The 18,535-nt window shown below is 66.5% G+C and carries 17 protein-coding genes; 10 read left to right on the top strand and 7 right to left on the bottom strand.

Annotated features, from left to right (window positions below; genetic code table 11):
* Positions 1 to 57: 57 nt before the first annotated feature.
* The 6 genes from ACQP1G_RS28670 (at position 58) to ACQP1G_RS28645 (ending at position 7,277) form a co-directional block, all read left to right on the top strand.
* Entirely contained in the window at positions 58 to 2,205 is a 2,148-nt protein-coding gene (locus ACQP1G_RS28670; protein WP_433208892.1) for a hypothetical protein, read from the top strand.
* A 49-nt stretch (positions 2,206 to 2,254) separates the two neighbouring features.
* On the top strand, positions 2,255 to 2,563 hold the full coding sequence (locus tag ACQP1G_RS28665) for a transposase (protein ID WP_433192666.1): 309 nt from the start codon (positions 2,255 to 2,257) through the stop codon (positions 2,561 to 2,563).
* Positions 2,564 to 2,609: 46 nt separating this feature from the next.
* Positions 2,610 to 4,292, top strand: coding sequence for a peptidoglycan DD-metalloendopeptidase family protein (locus tag ACQP1G_RS28660; RefSeq protein WP_433192665.1), 1,683 nt, complete (start codon positions 2,610 to 2,612; stop codon positions 4,290 to 4,292).
* Complete coding sequence (locus ACQP1G_RS28655; protein ID WP_433192664.1) at positions 4,289 to 4,954, top strand: hypothetical protein; 666 nt, start codon at positions 4,289 to 4,291, stop codon at positions 4,952 to 4,954. Before ACQP1G_RS28660 ends, ACQP1G_RS28655 begins: the two co-directional genes overlap by 4 nt.
* Before the next feature lie 48 nt (positions 4,955 to 5,002).
* A complete protein-coding gene (locus tag ACQP1G_RS28650; protein ID WP_433192663.1) occupies positions 5,003 to 6,826 on the top strand; it encodes a type IV secretory system conjugative DNA transfer family protein in 1,824 nt (607 codons plus the stop codon).
* A 64-nt stretch (positions 6,827 to 6,890) separates the two neighbouring features.
* Entirely contained in the window at positions 6,891 to 7,277 is a 387-nt protein-coding gene (locus ACQP1G_RS28645) for a DUF4913 domain-containing protein (RefSeq protein ID WP_433192662.1), read from the top strand.
* A 64-nt stretch (positions 7,278 to 7,341) separates the two neighbouring features.
* Here the strand turns inward: ACQP1G_RS28645 and ACQP1G_RS28640 are convergent, their stop codons facing one another.
* On the bottom strand, positions 7,342 to 7,896 hold the full coding sequence (locus ACQP1G_RS28640; RefSeq protein WP_433192661.1) for a hypothetical protein: 555 nt from the start codon (positions 7,894 to 7,896) through the stop codon (positions 7,342 to 7,344).
* Between the two features lie 424 nt (positions 7,897 to 8,320).
* On the bottom strand, positions 8,321 to 9,139 hold the full coding sequence (locus tag ACQP1G_RS28635) for a peptidylprolyl isomerase (protein ID WP_433192660.1): 819 nt from the start codon (positions 9,137 to 9,139) through the stop codon (positions 8,321 to 8,323).
* Between the two features lie 135 nt (positions 9,140 to 9,274).
* Here ACQP1G_RS28635 and hisS point away from each other — a divergent pair, with 135 nt between their 5' ends.
* From hisS to ACQP1G_RS28620, 3 genes are all read left to right on the top strand, one after another.
* Entirely contained in the window at positions 9,275 to 10,552 is a 1,278-nt protein-coding gene (hisS, locus tag ACQP1G_RS28630) for a histidine--tRNA ligase (RefSeq protein ID WP_433208890.1), read from the top strand.
* Positions 10,553 to 10,609: 57 nt separating this feature from the next.
* Entirely contained in the window at positions 10,610 to 11,251 is a 642-nt protein-coding gene (locus ACQP1G_RS28625; protein ID WP_433192659.1) for a hypothetical protein, read from the top strand.
* 114 nt (positions 11,252 to 11,365) lie between these two features.
* Positions 11,366 to 12,373 carry a malate dehydrogenase gene (locus ACQP1G_RS28620; protein ID WP_433192658.1) on the top strand — a complete coding sequence of 336 codons (1,008 nt, stop codon included), beginning with the start codon at positions 11,366 to 11,368 and terminating at the stop codon, positions 12,371 to 12,373.
* A gap of 76 nt (positions 12,374 to 12,449) precedes the next feature.
* On the opposite strand, the gene ACQP1G_RS28615 is transcribed toward ACQP1G_RS28620, so the two are convergent.
* On the bottom strand, positions 12,450 to 12,845 hold the full coding sequence (locus tag ACQP1G_RS28615) for a hypothetical protein (protein WP_433192657.1): 396 nt from the start codon (positions 12,843 to 12,845) through the stop codon (positions 12,450 to 12,452).
* A gap of 58 nt (positions 12,846 to 12,903) precedes the next feature.
* Here ACQP1G_RS28615 and ACQP1G_RS28610 point away from each other — a divergent pair, with 58 nt between their 5' ends.
* On the top strand, positions 12,904 to 13,350 hold the full coding sequence (locus ACQP1G_RS28610; protein ID WP_433192656.1) for a MarR family winged helix-turn-helix transcriptional regulator: 447 nt from the start codon (positions 12,904 to 12,906) through the stop codon (positions 13,348 to 13,350).
* A gap of 6 nt (positions 13,351 to 13,356) precedes the next feature.
* Here the strand turns inward: ACQP1G_RS28610 and ACQP1G_RS28605 are convergent, their stop codons facing one another.
* The 4 genes from ACQP1G_RS28605 to ACQP1G_RS28590 all read right to left on the bottom strand — a co-directional run bounded on the left by ACQP1G_RS28605 (position 13,357) and on the right by ACQP1G_RS28590 (position 18,526).
* The gene (locus ACQP1G_RS28605) at positions 13,357 to 14,436 is read right to left on the bottom strand and encodes a 2-oxoacid:ferredoxin oxidoreductase subunit beta (protein WP_433192655.1); all 1,080 of its coding nucleotides are present in this window, start codon (positions 14,434 to 14,436) and stop codon (positions 13,357 to 13,359) included.
* On the bottom strand, positions 14,436 to 16,397 hold the full coding sequence (locus ACQP1G_RS28600) for a 2-oxoacid:acceptor oxidoreductase subunit alpha (RefSeq protein ID WP_433192654.1): 1,962 nt from the start codon (positions 16,395 to 16,397) through the stop codon (positions 14,436 to 14,438). The genes ACQP1G_RS28605 and ACQP1G_RS28600 overlap by 1 nt, the downstream gene beginning before the upstream one ends.
* A gap of 79 nt (positions 16,398 to 16,476) precedes the next feature.
* Positions 16,477 to 17,493: an Rv2578c family radical SAM protein gene (locus ACQP1G_RS28595; protein ID WP_433192653.1), complete on the bottom strand. Its 1,017-nt coding sequence runs from the start codon at positions 17,491 to 17,493 to the stop codon at positions 16,477 to 16,479.
* Between the two features lie 31 nt (positions 17,494 to 17,524).
* Positions 17,525 to 18,526, bottom strand: a complete 1,002-nt coding sequence (locus ACQP1G_RS28590) for an NAD-dependent epimerase/dehydratase family protein (RefSeq protein ID WP_433192652.1) — start codon at positions 18,524 to 18,526, stop codon at positions 17,525 to 17,527.
* Positions 18,527 to 18,535 lie beyond the last annotated feature (9 nt).

Below are 18,535 nucleotides of genomic sequence, written 5' to 3'. Positions count from 1 at the left end.
GAGGAACGCGCGCAGCGGCCCACCAGCGGCCGGATCGAGCGTTCGGGCATCGAGGAGATGCCCGACCGGGATCGGCGGTCCGCGCGGGTGAGCGGCGGCGAGCGGACCAGGGTGGGCGAGGCGTCCGATCGGGAGCGGCGACCGTCGCGCGATGCGGCCGAGCGTCGGGCGCGTCCCGGCGCTGGAACCGCGGACGGTGGCCGTGCCGATCGGCCGCAGCTCGGCTCCGATCGCGGGCGAACCAGGTCCGAAAACAGACGCGGTGACGGTATTTCCGCCGAGCGCGGCCGTATCGACGGCTCCAGGACCGCCCGCCCCACGCGTGACGGCACACCGCAACGATCGGCACGGGGGGAACGTGTGGCACGACCGGAACGCAACGGAGCCAGGACGAGTCGCGAGGCACAGCGCGCGGCCAAGGTCGACTACACCGCCGACCGTGCGATGGGTACCCCGCAGACGGATAAGTCCGCCCGCCGCGCAAAGGCCAAGTCCGACAGGCGCAAACAGTCCGGTCCGCCCCTGCTCGACGATGTGACCAGGGCCAGACTCGAACAGATCAGCCGCGAGGGCACCGGCCTGCGGGCGGCCTTCGCCACCTTCCGCGTCCGCACCGACGATATCCGCCGCCGCAACTACGCGGCCCGCACCGAACAGGTCTTCGAGGACGGATTCGACCGCAGCACAGCCCAACTCACCGATCGCGGCTATATGGGTCCCGGCGGCGGCCGGATGAATGTCGTCGGCCGCCCGGTCGAATACCGGGCCACCACCGCTCAGGTGGCCGGTCTGTGGCCGTGGTCGGTCGGGGCTGGCGCACCGTTGATCGGCACCCCGCTCGGTTCGCATCTGCACACCGGTGCACCGGTCTGCTTCGACCCGATGAACTGGTTCCTGCGCGGCAGCTTCATCACCGCGCCGAGCCTTTTCGTGTTGGGGCTCAATGGTTTCGGTAAGTCGTCGCTGGTGCGCCGGATCGTGCTCGGCGGTATTGCACAGGGCATCACCCCGCTGATCCTGGCCGACGTGAAACCCGACTACCGCAAGATGGTCGAGCTGGTCGGCGGTCAGGTGATCGACCTCGGCTACGGCCACGGCAAGCTCAACCCGCTCGCCGCGGGTGTGCTCGGTTCGGTCGTGCCGATGCTGGACGAGCTTCCCGCACTGCAAGTTCAGGTACTGCAGGATATGCGCGCCCGCCAGGTCACGCTCATCGCCGGTCTGGTGGAACTGGTGCGCGGCGCGCGCGTGCGCGACTACGAGGAGACGCTGATCTCGACCGCGCTGCGCATCCTCTACCGTCCAGGTAGCGGCTACACTCCGGACCAGCCGCCCATTATGGAGAACCTGCTCGAGGTGATCGTCGGCGGCGGTGAAGAATTGATGCTCGACGCCGGTGCCGACAACCCGGACGAATACCAGGTCGCCATCAAGGGTCTGCGCCGCTCGCTGCGCGCGCTGACTCAGGGCCCGTTCGGCGCGATCTTCAACGGGCAGACCACCGTTCCGATCGATACCGGCGCGGTCGCCGTCTGCATCGACGTCTCGCACATCCCGACCGGTGATAAGAAGCTCAAGGCCGCTGTGATGCTGGCCTGCTGGGCCGACGGATTCGCCTCGGTGGAGGCCGCACATGTGCTCGCCGACGCGAATCTCGGCCCGCAGCGCTATTTCCAGGTGGTGATGGACGAGCTGTGGCAGGTGCTCGGCCTCGGCGACTTCATGGTCGACCGGGTCGATGAGCTGACCCGCCTGCAGCGCACCATCGCCACCGCGCTGATCATGATCAGCCACACCATCAAGGACCTGCAAGCACTGGGATCGGAAGCCGCGATCGCGAAGGCGCTCGGCTTTCTCGAACGCGCGCGTGCCAAGATATTCGGCGCGCTACCCGGCGAGGAGATCAAGCGCCTGGACAGCGTGGTTCCGTTCACATCCGCCGAGGAGGAGATGGTGACCGGATGGTCCGCACCGCAAGCATTGACAGGTGAGGCACTCAAGCCCGGCCAGCAACGTCCATCGCCGCCGGGCACCGGCAAATTCCTACTGAAGATCGGTGAGGATCGCCGCCCTGGCATCCCGTTCCACATGGAATTCACGTTGTCCGAGAAGGAGAGTGGTATCCACGAAACCAACCAGCGTTTCTCCGAGTTCACCGAATCCACTACGCGCGGTAGCGATTCCCCCACTGGGAGCGTGGCATGAGAAAACTCGCGGTGTGGTGGAGACCGGATGTCTGTGTGAGGTGGGGCGCATGATGCCGCACCGGTCCTATCGGAGAGTGTCGCCGGAGGTGCGCAAGGCCGCGGTCGAACAGGCCATCGCGCTCACCGGCAAACTACGCAGCGAATCGGAGGCGTGCCGGTTGGTGGCCGAACAGATCGGCGTGCATACCAATTCGGTCCGCAACTGGGTGCGCGCGGCCGAGGGGCCGAGTCTGGAGCGCCTCGACGCGACGGCGTTGCGCCGCAAAGTCGCACTGCTACAACAACAATTGGCCGCCGCGGCGGAAATGAACCGCACTCTCGCCGACACCCTCAACGAGTCTAGGCGGCAAAGGTGACTCACCCGGATTCGACCCGCGGTCGATCGGTTCCGCCGGGGATGCGGTGACCGGGCGGACCGTCCTGTACCTGGCGTTGGCGAGCGTGCTCGGGTTGATGACCCTGGTGCTGGTCGTCGTGATGCCCGCCGTGGATGACGGGTGCGAGGGCTCCTCGGTACTCGGGTCGTCGAGTGTGCTGCCGCCGCTGGGTGGCTACGCGCCGGGTAATTCCCGTGTCGCTGCCACGACCAGCGCTGCGAGTACCACTGGCAATCCCTCTGCCACACAGGCCAATCCAACAGCCACCGGCGCGCCGTCGCTGGCCGCCGGTATCGGCCCGATTCGCCGGACGCTGCCACTGGCCGCGGGCACCTTCACCGTGTCCGATGTCTTCGGCGCCCGCGGTGGCACGCACCTGGGCGTCGACCTCGCCGCCACGGACGGCACCACCATCTACTCGGTGTCCGACGGACGCGTCGTCGCGGCCGGTCCCGCTTCGGGTTTCGGCAATTGGATCGTCGTCGACTCCGTCGATACCAACGGCCGCGCCTATTCGGCGGTCTACGGGCATATGTGGGACAGCGGTGTGCACGTGCGCGTCGGCGATACCGTCATCGCCGGTCAGCCCATCGCTCAGGTGGGGTCGGCGGGCCAATCCAGCGGCCCGCACTTGCATTTCGAGATCGTGCCCGGCGGGCGTTTCACCGGTGGCCGCCAGATCGACCCGCTGCCTTGGCTCGACGGTGCCCCGACACCGGATGTCGGTGGCGCGCAGGCCTTCTCGTCCGATCCGCGCTGCAATCGTGGCTTCGGCACGGCGGGCGGCGCGCTGGCGGGGGGCAAGGTACCGCAGGAACTCGAAATCTGGTATCGCCGTGCGGGTTCCATCTGTCCGCAGATCACCCCGTCGCTGCTGGCCGCACAGGGCAGGCAGGAGTCCGGATTCCGGCGCGGCGCATCCTCACCCGCTGGCGCGCAGGGGCTGGCCCAGTTCCTGCCGGGCACCGCGGCCAGTATCGATCCCGACGACGGTCAGCCCTATGTCATCGATGCCGACGGCAACGGCGTGGCCAGCGTATGGGACGACGGCGACGCGATCATGGGTCAGGGCCGCTACATGTGCGCCATCGCGCGCAAGATCGTCGCGTGGGAGGCCGGGGGCCGGGTGCAGGGTGATGTCGTCGCGCTGACCCTGGCCGCCTACAACGCCGGTGAGGGTGCGGTACTCGCCTCCGGCGGCATGCCGAACCAGGTGGCTGCGCACTATGCGGAGACCCAGCCCTATGTCGCGAATATCCTTGCGATGGAACCGCAGTACCGCGCACAGGGCTCCAACGGTCGCTTCACCCCGCAGGAGGGTGCGGGCGGCGGGCAGGTCGTCCAGGCGGCGCAGCAGTGGCTCGGCACCCCGTACGTATGGGGCGGTGGCGGTCCGCAGGGCCCGAGCGGTGGCGGCTTGGACGGGCCGGGGCTCACCTCGGCCGCTGTGTTCGCGGCCTCGTCGGGCACGGTTACGCTGCCGCGGACCGCCGAACAGCAGTGGGAGGCGGGCGTCGAGGTGTCGATGAGCAAGCTGCAACCCGGTGATCTGGTGTTCAGCTCGTTCGGCCCGCGCGGCCCCGCCGAGGTCGGAATCTATTCCGGCAATGGACGAATGATCAAATCCGTGCCCGCCGCATATGGGCATTCCAGTGGCGTGACCGAGGTCGCGGTGCCGGGTGACGGCCGTGGGAGGAGGGTGCTGTGACGACAACCGCGACCACGCCGAGGACGACAATCGCGCGGGCGGCGAGCGAACACGCCGACGCGCGTGCGGCGATCGGACCGCCCAAGTGTCGGTCCTGGCGGCTAGCCTTGAATGACACACGCGCGAAACTGGTGGTGATGCTGGTGGTGAGCGTTGCGATGCTCGGTGCAGGGTGCGGCAGCAAGGACAAGGATTCGAGTTCCGGTGCGCCGCATCCGCCCACGTCCACGACCCGGTTGCTGGAGGAGGTGCCCGCACCCGATCCGGTGACGCCCGATGGCGTCGCGGTGGCCGCGTTGAAGGAGATCTACTCCTGGCAGCCCGCCACCGAGACCCAGGGCGCCTCGCTGTCGCGTGCGCGGAAATGGTTGGGGCCCAGCCTGATCCGCATACTGGACGGCACACCGACCGCAGTGGAGACGCCGAAGGCGACGCTGCAGTGGGCGGACTGGGCCAAGGCGCAGGCGCATATCGAGGCCTTCACATTCGCATCTGGGGAGCGCCCGCCCGCGAGCACGGATCCGAATATCGAGCAGTTCAAGATCGGGATCGAGCAGACGGCCGTTTATCCGAACGGGCGCAAGGAATCTCTGCCGCCCACGACGGTCATCGCGACCGTAGTGCGCACGCCTGCGGGCTGGCGACTCGACGCGTACCGCTGAACCCGCACCAGCGACAACCGCATAGCTAGGTCCCAACAGGAGGCAGACATGGCGAAAAAGAAGAAGGTGCAGGATCCGGCCGTGGTCGGACCCGATGTCAGCCTGATCATGATCTACGCTGGTTTCGCGCTGCTCGGAACCCTGTGGCTCGCACTGCATCTCGGCAACGCGATGGCGGTCACCCCGCAGCATATTCCGATCAACCCGATCGCGATTGTCGCCGATCTCGCCAAGGGCAAACTGCACTGGCCGCGCGCCTCCACCGTGATCGTGTTGCTGGTCGTCGCGGCGCTCATCGGCTATCTCGTCGTACGGAAAAGGCTCGCGGCGCGACGGGCGGTCGGCAGACTCGCTGTCGACGACAAAGCCGATGTGATGGGCAGCGGCAGTGCCATCAAGTCGCTCACCGAGGCCGGGGTGCGGGCCAAGGCCGATCTGCTCGGTGTGCGGCTCGGCTACAACGACAGCCCGGGTGTGCCGATCGGCATCGGCGTCGCCGACGGGGTGATGCTCTACGGCTCCTATGAGGATCTGCACCTGGACATCTGGGGCCCGCGGCAGGGCAAGTCGACCTCGCGGGTGATCCCGGCGATCCTGACCGCGATCGGCCCGGTGCTGTCCACCTCGAATAAGCGCGATGTGGTCGACGCGACCCGAGATGTGCGCGAGTCCAAGGGAAGTCGCACCTTCGTCTTCGATCCGCAGGGCGTCGCGGGGGAGGAGCCCTCCTGGTTCTGGGATCCGCTGGACTGGGTGGACGCCTACCACGACGGTGCGGAGATGCGGGCCGCGCGGCTGGCCGGCCACTTCGCCGATGCCGACAACGGCTCCGACGCCAAGGGCGACGTCTTCTTCGACCCGGAGGCCGAGGATCTGCTCGCCGGGCTGTTTCTGGCCGCCGCGCTGGGCGGTCGCCCGATCGTCCAGGTCTGGGACTGGGTGACCAACCCCAACGACGCCGAGCCCATCGAACTGCTGCGCAACGCGAGCAAGCACTACACGGCCTCGGGTCTCGCGATGCAGTACAACGCCGATCCGCGCACCAAGAGCGGCATTTTCGGCACCGCGAAGAAGATGATCCGCTGCCTGCAGCTGTCGAACGTGCATCCGTGGATCCTGCCCGGCGACAACCGCATGCAGTTCGACGAACTCGAATTCATCGAGAACAACGGCACCCTCTACAGCCTGTCGCTGGAGGGCCGTGGTTCGGCGGCGCCGCTGGTGAGCGCGCTCACCGAGGCCGTGGTCGATGTGGCCATGCGCAAGGCCTCGCAGTCGCCCGGCGGACGGCTGCCGATTCCGATGCTCGCCGTGCTCGACGAGGCGGCGAATGTGGTGCGCTGGAAGGATCTGCCCAAGCAGTACAGCCACTTCGGCTCGCGCGGCATCGTGGTGATGACGGTGCTGCAATCCTGGGCTCAGGGTGCGCGCTGCTGGGGTGATGACGGCATGCTCGCGCTGTGGTCGGCGGCCAATATCAAGGTGCTCGGTCCCGGCGTCGACGATATGAACTTCCTGCGCGACCGCTCCGAGGCGATCGGCGAATACGACGCGATCTCCTCCTCGGTCTCGGAATCCAAAGGCGGCAAGAGCTATTCGCGGTCACTGGGCTCGTCCAAGACCTTCACCGTGAATGCGCTGGCAACCCTGCCGCAGGGACGCGCGATCGTCTTCACCTCCGGCCAGCCCGCGGTGCTCGTGCGGACCGTACCGTGGTGGGAGGGCGACTACGCTGACGATGTGAAGAAGTCGATCTCGCACCATCTTCCGGGGCGTAAGACCGAGATCGCCGACCTGTTCGGCTCGCCCAACCTGACCAAGGCTGCTCCGCCACCCGAGTACGGCCAAATCGAGGAGGTCCGGCCGCTGTGAGCGCGCGAACCATGAGCACTGCACCATCGGTTACAGCGAAGCCGAGCGTCAGCGAGGTACAGCTGTGACCGAACAGCAGCAACAGCCCATGATCTACACCAATGTGGTGGAGTTCGTCGAGAACTACCTCAGCCTGGTGTATCGGCGTCAGGTCACCGATATCAGTGAAACCGTGTGGTGCCCGGAGTGGTGGAAGCATGCCGAGGCGGTGGCGCGACTGGATGCGCTCTGGCGTGCCTGGGAGCACTATCGGCTGGAACCGAGCACCGGATTGAGCATCTGGTTCCTCGACCACGCCGATCCGCATATGACCAAGCTGTTCGATCCGCGCGGCCCCTTCAAGTACTGCAGTGTGCGCAACGGCCATAAGGACATGCTCAGTCCCCTACCGCTGAAATCCCCCGCACAGGGGCTTTTCGGTGATCCGACCATCGGCGATTTCCGCGTGTGAGAACCCCGAGAACGTCGAAACGCCCGCTGATTTCAGCGGGCGTTTTCGGTTTGCGGTGTGCGCCTTACTGTCTGACGCGTTCCAGACCGCGGGCTTCCTGTTCCCGGCCCCGTGCCGCGGCGGCTCGGGCCGCTTCGTCACGGATACGAACCGCTTCTTCGGGCGGTTGGCCCTGGCCCACTTCGATGAGCATCCGCACCGCTGCCAGCTCCGGTGCGATACCGATGCGAGCCAGGTGCGCCGCGATCGCCATCCGGCGCTCCGCGGAGTCATAGCGTACGAGTGGTTTTGTTTGAGCGGAGGCCGTCGCGGCCATCCGACTGGCCTCGGCCTGTGCGGAGAAACGATCCTTCTCCAGCGAAATACCCTGGGCCGGTACCGATTTCTCGACCATGCGGGCCAGTTCGAGATTGCGTGGGTCCTTGGCCTTGGCGTCGCGGGCTTCACGGATCTGAAGTTCCCGGGCCTCCTTGACACGGGCCTCGGTGACCTTGACGCGGGCTTCGGCTTCTTTCTGACCACGCTCCCGGGTCCGCAGCGCGACCAGGGTCGCAAGCTGCAACATAGTCCTCATCATGGCCGCGGTTTCCCGGCCGATGTCGTCCAGTTCCTCGGACATGGCTGCTCCCCGATGCTGCAGTGATCACTATGGATGTTGTGGTGCATTCGTCACGGACACCGCCACGCCGAACTGTAATCCGTCGCGCCGGTGCCCCGCCTGCAAACGCGGACACCCAGAGGACTCGTCGCGTGGCATTCCCGGTGGGGATCGCCCGATCAGGGGATGACTACGCTACGCGTTCTCCTTCATTCGAGATTACCCGAGAAAACTCGGCACCAACCGCGCGGTCGTGCCGCTTAACAGCATATATCGCACAATTCCGGCGGGTGGGCGAAAGCTCAGGAGTATCTCCGGTTTTAGCGCACCCTTACCGAATGATTAGGGTCGCCTACCCTAGGCTCGCCTCGGAAACCAGTTCGGGCCCGCTGCCCATTCTGCGCAGCGGGCCCGAATGAAGCGAGCACCCGGGTCGGGCGTGTCACTAGTCGATGCGAACCGACTGGATGGTCACGGGGAGATTCGGCTTGCCGTCGCCCTGGCCATTGGAGTTGTCCTGACCGCCCGCGGCGATCTTGTCCAGCGTGGCCATGCTGTCCGAGTCGACCGTGCCGAAGATGGTGTAGTTCGGCGGCAGCTGCGAATCGCCGTAGACGATGAAGAACTGGCTGCCGTTGGTGCCGCCGCCGTCGGTGGGATCCGGTCCCGCGTTGGCCATGGCGAGTGTGCCGCGCTTGTAATCCATGGGCTTCTGCAGCGCGGGGTCGGCGGGGTTGTACCGATTGGTCGGGTATTCGTTGTCGAACTGGTAGCCGGGACCGCCCGTACCGGTGCCGGTCGGGTCGCCGCACTGCAGCACCTTCAGGCCCTCGTCCGCGGTCATACGGTGGCAGATGGTGTTGTCGAAGAAGCCCTGACCGGCCAAACTCGCGAAGCTGTTGACGGTGCAGGGCGCCTTGGCATTGTCCAGGGTCAGACCGATGGGGCCCTGGGTGGTCTCCATGCTGACGCTGAGCGTGGCGTTATCGCCGGTGTTCTGGATGCCGCTGGTGCGCGGCTTGTTCACCTGCTTATCGGCGGGCTTCTGGCTATTGCGGTAGTCGCAACTGACGGCGGCGGCCTTGTTGTCATCGCCCTTGGTCAGGAAGTACACGCCGACGGCGGCCGCTGCCACGACGACCACGCCGACTGCGGACCCGGCGATCATGAGTCGCTTGCGCTTGCGCGCCCGATCGGCCCGGTTGGCCAGCTGGCGCTCCAGCTTGCGTTTCGCCACGGCTCGTCGCTGTTCGTTGCTCGGCACTACCACGTTCCTCCCGTATCCGTTACGTACGGCACAGGATTGTGCCATCTATTCCTGAGACTGCTCAGCAAGCTATTTACCGCGTGGGCAAACCGGTTGGACTTGACGGGCGGTGGTGGTGGAAACTTGACCATCGTGACCAAGACCAGCAGCTTCTCCGCCCCGAAGGGGGTCCCCGATTACGTGCCACCCGGTTCGGCCGAGTTCGTCGCGGTGCGCGACGGCTTGATCCGCGCCGCCCGACTGGCCGGATACGGGCATGTGGAGCTGCCGATCTTCGAGGACACCGCGCTGTTCGCCCGCGGTGTCGGCGAGTCCACCGATGTGGTGACCAAGGAGATGTACACCTTCGCCGACCGCGGCGACCGCAGCGTCACGCTGCGGCCCGAGGGTACCGCCGGTGTCATGCGGGCAGTGATCGAACACGGACTCGACCGCGGCCAGTTGCCGGTGAAGCTCGTGTACTCGGGTCCGTTCTTCCGCTACGAGCGGCCGCAGGCCGGTCGGTACCGGCAGTTGCAGCAGGTCGGCGTCGAGGCCATCGGTGTCGATGATCCGGCACTGGACGCCGAGGTGATCGCGATCGCCGACGCCGGATATCGCGGGCTCGAACTGGAAGGATTCCGGCTGGAGGTCACCTCGCTCGGTGACGAGACCTGCCGCCCGCAGTATCGAGAGCTATTGCAGGAGTTCCTGTTCGGCCTGCCGCTGGACGAGGAGACCAAGCGACGGGCGCAGCTGAATCCGCTGCGCGTGCTCGACGATAAGCGACCCGAGGTGCGGGAGATGACCGCGAACGCGCCATTGATGATCGATCACTTGTCGGAGTCGGCGAAGACACACTTCGAGCAGGTGCTCGGGTATCTGGATGCGCTCGGCGTGCCGTATGTGGTCAATCCGCGCATGGTGCGCGGCCTGGACTACTACACGAAGACGACCTTCGAATTCGTGCACGACGGACTCGGAGCGCAGTCGGGGATCGGCGGCGGCGGTCGCTACGACGGGCTGATGGCCGAACTGGGCGGACAACCGTTGTCCGGCATCGGTTTCGGGCTCGGCGTCGACCGCACCATCCTGGCGTTGCGGGCCGAGGGCAAGTCGGCGGGCGATCCCACGCGATGCGAGGTCTACGGTGTGTCGCTGGGCGATGCGGCCAAGCAGCGCTTGGTCGTGCTGGCGGCGCAGTTGCGGGCGGCCGGGATTCGGGTCGACCTGGCCTACGGTGGCCGTGGCGTCAAGGGCTCGTTGAAGGCCGCCGACAAGTCCGGTGCGAAATTCACCCTGGTCCTCGGTGATCGTGACCTGGCGGAGAACACCATCGGCCTGAAGGATATGGCTACCGGTGAGCAGCGCCAGATCCCACTGGACGAGACGGTCACCGCTGTCGCGACCGCGCTGCGTCCGGCCGGGTAGTACGGTGCCGCGAGATATCCGCACTCGGACGAATGCGCAGCCGTGCCCGTAGAACCCATGAATTCCGGTGCAGCCGAACCGGTTCCGACGGTCGGACTCGACCTCGTCGCACCCGAAACCTATGCACCCATGCTGCGGCGACTCGCCCTCGCCGCGGTAGGGGTGGGTTTCGGCGCCGCACTGCTCGCGGCTCTGCTGGTACCGTGGCCGATCGCGCTCGCGATCGGCCTGGTCGTCGGCGCACCGACCGTCGCCTATGCCATCGCGCTGCGGCGGCGCCGGATGTGGTTGGCCGGGACCACGATTCACGCCAGGCACACCTTCGGTGAACGCCGGGTCGATCTCGCCGCCGCGAACGGCGTCGAGATCCTCGTCTACCCCGCCCGTTTGAGTCGAATCGTCCTACGAGTGACCGCTGGTGCGGAATCACAGGTCGTTCCGCTGGCGATGTACACCGACGCGGGCAGCGGCCGCGAACTACATCTGCTCGGCCTCCGCAAACTCGCCGACGCCCTGTCCGCCAGCGAACTCGCCGCGGCCGTATCGGTTTCGACAATGCTCGTCCACCAGTTGCGCGCCGAAGCCCGCGATGCGGGTCTGGAAGAACGTCCCCTGTACCGCGCGGTGCGACTCGCCAGGGCGAAGGACTATGTGTCGCCGATCGTGTTGACCGATAAGGAAGTCGCGGAGTTGTGTTGAGCGGGTTGGATGGGTCTGCCGAGGTGATTGTCGCGTAGCTCACCACCAGGGTTCGCGGGCAGTGAGAATCGTTAGGGTGGGAATCGAGTGTCCGCCTATCGCAAGGAGATTGTCGTGAGCACCGCCGCTCGGACCGCGCCCGTGACTGTTGCCGTCACCGGGGGAGCGGGACAGATCGCGTACGGTCTGCTGTTCCGTATCGCGTCCGGGGCGATGCTCGGGTCCGAGACGCCGGTGCGGCTGCGACTGCTCGAGATCCCGGCGGCGGTCGCGTCGTTGGAAGGTGTGGCGATGGAGCTCGAGGACGGCGCCTTCCCGCTGCTGGAGTCGATTGATATCAGCGACGATCCGTGGGTCGGGTTCGCGGGGGCCAATGTCGCGCTGCTGGTCGGTGCACGGCCGCGCACCGCGGGTATGGAGCGCGCGGATCTGCTGGCCGCCAACGGCCCGATCTTCACCGATCAGGGTCAGGCCATCAATGCCAGCGCCGCCGACGACGTCAAGGTGCTCGTGGTCGGCAATCCGGCCAACACCAACGCTTTCATCGCGATGAGCAATGCCCCGGACGTGCCCGCGGAACGCTTCACCGCGATGACCCGCCTCGACCACAACCGCGCCATCGCCCAACTCGCCAAGAAGACCGGCACACCCGCCGCCGATATCGCCCGGGTCGGCATCTGGGGTAACCACTCCGCGACCCAGTACCCGGACATCACGCACGCCACCATCGCGGGCCGCCCCGCCCTCGACCACGTCGACCAGACCTGGCTGCGTACAGACTTCATCCCCACCGTCCAGCAGCGCGGTACCGCCATCATCCAAGCCCGCGGCGCATCCTCGGCAGCGAGCGCGGCCAGCGCCGCCATCGACCATATCCACGACTGGTCCCTGGGCACCCATGCCAACGACTGGACCTCCATGGCCGTCCCGTCCGACGGCTCCTATGGCATCCCCGAAGGCCTCATCGCCTCATTCCCCGTCACCTGCGTGGATGGCGAATACGCGATCGTCCAGGGCCTCGACATCGACGATTTCTCCCGAGCCCGCATCGACGCCAGCGTCGCCGAACTCGAACAGGAATGTGATGCGGTCGTCGACCTGGGGTTCGCCAAGCGCCTCTGATCGTCGGAAACCGGTTGGGACGCTGCCCCGCGGCGAGGCGACCCGGCTTCCTGCCCTCGATTCGCTCATCGCTGGCTCAGGCGGTGGCTGCGGCGTCGCGACTCCGGGAGATGGCCAGCTGGCCAGCGGTGGCGAGATGGATGAGCGCGAGCACGGTGCCGCCGACCAGCATGCCGGGAATCCCCTGGGTGGCGCCAATGGCGACATCGCCGAGTTGGACCGCTCCGGAAACGGTGAGCAGCGGGAGCAGCCCCCGCTTGCGGCGGCTGGCCAGGCTGAACAGTAGGGCGGCGCCCAGTGGGATGGCGCGGGCGGCGTAGGCCTGCGCGTACAGATCGACGCCAGGGGAGTCCGCGCCGCCGGTGATCACGAGTGTGGGATCGACGAGCGCCGCGGCGCTGAATGCCATGGCGACACTTGCGCCGATTGCGTTGACGATGATCGCGGACTTGGTGAGCTTCTCGGTCTGCATCTTTCACTCCTATAATCGTTCAGTGTCTGAATGATTTCAGGCCAGTATTATGCGGTCCATGAAGAACGTCAAGGCGGAAAATCTGCCGGAGACCGTCACCTTCCGGCTCGGGCTGCTCGGTGCGTTCCTGACCGACCGCTTCAGTGCCCGCGTTGCCGATCTCGGGCTCAAGCCGAAGCATGCCGGAATGCTGAATGTCCTGGCGGCCAACGGTCCTGCATCGCAGATGGAGATGGCGCAGGTATTGCGAGTCGCGCCGAGCCTGGTCGTCACGCTGGCCGACCACTTGGAGTCCCTCGGCGCCATCGATCGATTGCGCGACCCGGACGATCGCCGCCGTCAGATTCTGAGCCTGACCTCCCATGGCCGCGCGCTGCTACGCAAATGCCTCGAAGCGGCACATGCGATCGACGCCGAGACGACCGCGGACCTCAGTACCGCCGAGCGCGCCGCATTGCATCGCACGCTCGGCGCGCTGGCGGATCGGCTGGGATTGCCGTACTAGTCGCCGCTAACCGATGGTCCAGGTTTCCTGGCCGTTGAGCAGGGCTTGCAGTGAATCCTGCTGTACCGGTTCGCGTTCCCGCGCCGCAGCGGTCTGGGTGCGGACCGCGTCGTCGTAGGTGGGCCGGGTGACATTGCGGAAAATGCCGGTCACCACATGGCCGAGGTCCTGGTCGGAGAGGCGGGACAGGGCGTAGGCGTACTCGGGATTGTCGGCGTAGGCGTCGTGCACGATGATCTCGGACTCCTCGACCTCGTCGGCGCGGGCCACCGCGAGCCCGAAACCGTCTCGAACCACGGCGAATTCACCGTCGGCGCCGAAGCGGATCGGTTGGCCGTCGTGCAGCGGGATGAGCCGGGATTCGGCGTCGCCTTTGCGCAGCACGTCGAAGGAGCCGTCGTTGAAGATCGGGCAGTCCTGCAGGATCTCCACGAATGCGGTGCCGCGGTGTTCAGCGGCGGCGCGCAGCACCTCGGTGAGGCCAGCGCGATCGGAATCCAGTGCACGGGCCGCGAAGCTGGCCTCGGCGCCGAGCGCGACCGACAGGGTGTTGAACGGGTGGTCGACCGAGCCCATCGGCGTCGATTTGGTGACCTTGCCCGGTTCCGAGGTCGGCGAGTACTGGCCCTTGGTGAGTCCGTAGATCCGATTGTTGAACAACAGGATCGTCATATTGACGTTGCGGCGCAATGCGTGGATCAGGTGGTTGCCGCCGATCGACAGCGCGTCGCCGTCACCGGTCACCACCCACACCGACAGGTCGGGCCGGGTCACCGCGATTCCGGTCGCGATGGCGGGCGCGCGGCCGTGGATCGAGTGGATGCCGTAAGCCTCGAGGTAGTACGGGAATCGGCTCGAACAACCGATTCCGGAGACGAACATCAGGTTCTCCCTGCGCAATCCGAGTTCGGCGAGGAAGCCGCGCACGGTCGCCAGGATCACGTAGTCACCACAGCCGGGGCACCAGCGCACCTCCTGATCGGAGGTGAAGTCCTTGACCTTCTGCGGACCGTCGGCGGCAGGGACTCCAGAGAACCCTGTGAGGCCCAGATCGGTTCCGACGAGCGAGGTTTCGACGATCGTCATCAGTTACCCCCAGTCGAGTACGTGGCCCGTGCCCGCGCCGCGAAGGCTTTACCGTTTTCCATCTCCTCGATCGATCCGTCCAGCGCGGCATCGATCACCCCGACGAGTTCCTGCGCGGAGAACGCCGTGCCCGCGATCTTCGTCCACGGCTGCACATCCACCAGGTATTTCGCCCGCAACAGCATGGCCAGCTGGCCGCCGTTCATTTCGGGTGCCACCACGGTGCGGTAGCGCCGGAGCACGGCACCGAGGTTGGCGGGCAACGGATTCAGATATCGCAGGTGCGCCTGGGCGACCGGGACACCGCGGCGGCGGGCGCGGCGACAGGCCTCGCCGATCGGTCCGAAGGAGCTGCCCCAGCCGATCAGCAGCAGTTCGGCGCGCTCATCCGGATCCTCGACCTCGAGCTCGGGAACGGCGATGCCATCGATCTTGGCCTGCCGCAGGCGAACCATCAGCTCGTGGTTGGCGGGCTCGTAGGAGATATTGCCGCTGCCGTCGGCCTTCTCCAAGCCGCCGATCCGATGCGCGCGACCCGCGGTGCCCGGCACCGCGAGCGGCCTGGCGAGGGTGTCCGGATCACGGGCGTAGGGCTGGAACGGTGTGCCTTCCGCGGCGTCGGGCTCGAAGCGCGGATCGATCGGCGCCAAGTCGGTGACACGCGGAATCGACCATGGCTCAGAACCATTGGCGATCGAGCCATCCGACAGCAGCAGCACCGGCGTGCGGTAGGTGAGCGCGATGCGGGCCGCCTCCACCGCGGTGGCGAAGCAGTCGGCGGGGGAGCGTGGCGCGAGCACCGCGACCGGCGATTCCCCATTGCGGCCATAGAGTGCCTGCAGCAGATCGGCCTGTTCGGTCTTGGTCGGCAGTCCGGTGGACGGACCGCCGCGCTGCACATCGACGATCACCAGCGGCAGCTCCGTCATCACCGCGAGCCCGATGGTCTCGCTCTTGAGCGCGAGCCCGGGACCGGAGGTGCTGGTGACCCCCAGGGCACCGCCGAGCGATGCGCCCAGCGCCGCGCCGATACCCGCGATCTCGTCCTCGGCCTGGAAGGTGGTGACGCCGAAGTTCTTGTGCTTACTCAACTCGTGCAGGATGTCCGAGGCGGGCGTGATCGGGTAGGTGCCGAGAAAGACCGGCAACCCGGACAATTGTCCCGCGGTGACGAGGCCGTAGGCGAGCGCGGTATTGCCGGTGATCTGACGGTAGGTGCCCGGCGGCAGCTTGGCGGGGGACACCTCGAAGGTGGTTGCGAAGCTTTCGGTGGTCTCGCCGTAGTTCCAGCCCGCGCGGAAGGCGAGTAGATTCGCCTCGGCGATATCGGGTTTGGCGGCGAACTTCTCGCGCAGGAAGCGCTCGGTGCCGCCGATCGGGCGGCCGTACATCCAGGACAGCAGGCCGAGCGCGAACATATTCTTGGCGCGCTGACCGTCTTTCTTGCCGACACCGGTCGGTTCGGTCGCGCCGAGGGTCAGCGAGGTCATCGGGACGCGATGGACCACGAAATCGCTCAGCGTGTCATCGTCGAGCGGATCCGTCGCGTAGCCGACCTTGCCGAGATTGCGCTTGGTGAATTCATCGGTGTTCACGATGAGGGTGGCGCCACGCGGCAGATCCTCCAGATTCGACTTCAGCGCGGCCGGGTTCATCGCCACCAGCACGTCGGGCTGGTCACCGGCGGTGAGGATGTCGTAGTCGGCGATCTGGATCTGGAAGGACGAGACGCCGGGTAGCGTGCCCTGGGGCGCCCGGATTTCGGCCGGAAAATTGGGCTGGGTGGCGAGGTCGTTGCCGAATGCGGCCGCTTCGTGGGTGAAGCGGTCACCGGTGAGCTGCATTCCGTCCCCGGAGTCACCGGCGAACCGAATTACGACCCTTTCCAATTTCACTGTGCCGACATCATTTTGGGGCGCTGCGTCATCATGATGCGCCGCGTCGATCCGCTGCGAGGGCATGTGCCTGCTTCACTCCTCGTCCGATGGGAGGTGCCATTGGCCAACGTACTCCGCCGCGCGGAAATTGCTTGTGAAATGCTCAGTTGAACAGTGCCAGCTGCGTGTCGTTCGGAAGCGTCGTCGCGGGCACGGTCGCGGGCTCCGGCGGGTGGTCGCGGGTCAGGCCGTGGTGTTCCAGTAGCGGTCCGATCCGGCCGCGTAGCCACTCGGTGTATTCCGGTGTCACGTATGCGCCCCGGCCGTACAACTGGCGGTAGCGGCGCAGCAGCGCGGGATGTTCCTCGGCCAACCAGCTCATGAACCAGCCACGGGTGGCCCCGCGTAGATGCATCGGGAATGCGACCACTGAAACCGCCCCGGCCTCGGCGATCGCGCCGAAGAGGGCGTCGAGATGGGCGCGGCTGTCGGTGAGATAGGGAATCACCGGCGCGACCATGACATTCACCTCGAACCCGGCATCGGCAAGCGTCCGCACCAGCTCCAGCCGTGCCTTCGGCGACGGTGTGCCCGATTCCAGGCTCCGGTGCAGATCGGTGTCCAGGATCGCGATGGAGACCGCGATGCTCACCCTGACCTGCCGGGCCGCTGCGGTGAGCAGTGGTAGATCCCGGCGCAGCAGGGTGCCCTTGGTGAGAATGGAGAACGGCGTCCCGGAATCGGTCAACGCGCGAATGATGCCGGGCATCAACCGATATCGCCCCTCCGCCCGTTGATACGGATCGGTATTGGTGCCGAGTGCGACGGGTTCCCGATGCCAGGAGCGGCGGCCGAGTTCCTTGCGCAGTACCGCGGCGATGTTGGTCTTCACCACGATCTGCGAATCGAAATCCCGGCCCGCGTCCAGATCCAGATACTCGTGGGTGGGGCGCGCGAAACAGTAGCGGCAGGCGTGCGAACAACCGCGCATCGGATTGATCGTCCAATGGAACGGCAGATTCGACGCCTCCGGCATCTTGTTCAGCGCGCTCTTGCACAGCACCTCGTGGAACGTGATGCCCTCGAATTCGGGGGTCTGTACGGTGCGCACGAAACCCGCCCGGCCGAGGCCGGGTAGGGCGCCGTCGTCGGCATCCAGGGTTTGGCTTTGCCACCGCACCCCATCAGTCGAACATGTGTTCTAAACGGTGTCAAGCGATCTGTTGGCGTCGGATGTCGAGTCGCTTCGGGTCGGTGAAGAAGGTCACCAGATCGCGCACCGTCTCTTCGATGGGGCGTGGCTGATAACCGATTTCGCGTTCGGCCTTGCCGTGGTCGACGATGGGGGCGGAGACCAGCGCACCGAGCGCGGCCTTGGAGAGAATATCGGTCTTGAGGAGTTTGCCGAACGGCTGGAGCGCTGGAATCAGGCCGGTGACGACCTTGGGGGGGATCGAGAACTTCGGCCCTTTCTTGCCGCCGAAGCTCGCCGCCGTGCGGCACAGGTCGAGCATGGAGATCATCGAACCGCCGAGCAGGTAGTTCTCGCCGGTCCGCCCGCGCTCCCCGGCCAGGATCAGGCCCTTGGCGACATCGCGCACATCGACCAGATCGAAGCCGCCGCCGATCATCGCGGGCACCCGCCCGCGGGCCGCGTCCCTGAGGGTGCGGTTGATCCTGGACAGCGGGGTGCTGTAGTCGAGCGGGCCGAAGACTCCGGTGGGATTGCAGATCACCGCGTCGAGACCCTTTTCGATCACCTTGCGCAATTCGACCTCGCCCGCCCACTTGGAGCGGTCGTAGACGGGCAGGCTCGGATCGGTCGAGCGCATCGAGGACTCATCGATGCGGCCGCCGCAGGTGTACTGGTTGAAGGCGTGAATGGAGCTGGCGTGCACCATTCGGCGCACGCCGAGGTCGAGTGCGGCCTCGGCGACGACGCGGACACCCTCGGTATTGACCTTCCAGGCGAGGTCGTGCTGGTCGGCCAGGGTGATCACGGCAACGAGGTGGTAGACGATCTCCGCGCCCGCGAGGACGGTGCGCATGGATTCGGGGTCGAGCACGTTGCCGGTGACCCACGTGACGTGCGGGTCGGTCCGCTGCTCCGGAACGATGCGATCAATTGCTGTGACCTCGTGTCCTCGTTCGACCAGCAGGCTGAGCAGATTCGTGCCAAGGTAGCCGGCTGCGCCGGTCACTGCGACCTTCATGTGATCGAG

The organism is Nocardia sp. CA-107356, from assembly GCF_050946365.1.
GTDB lineage: Bacteria > Actinomycetota > Actinomycetes > Mycobacteriales > Mycobacteriaceae > Nocardia.
The sequence above is the reverse complement of the archived record's forward strand: the minus strand, read 5'-3'. Positions and strand labels throughout refer to the sequence as shown.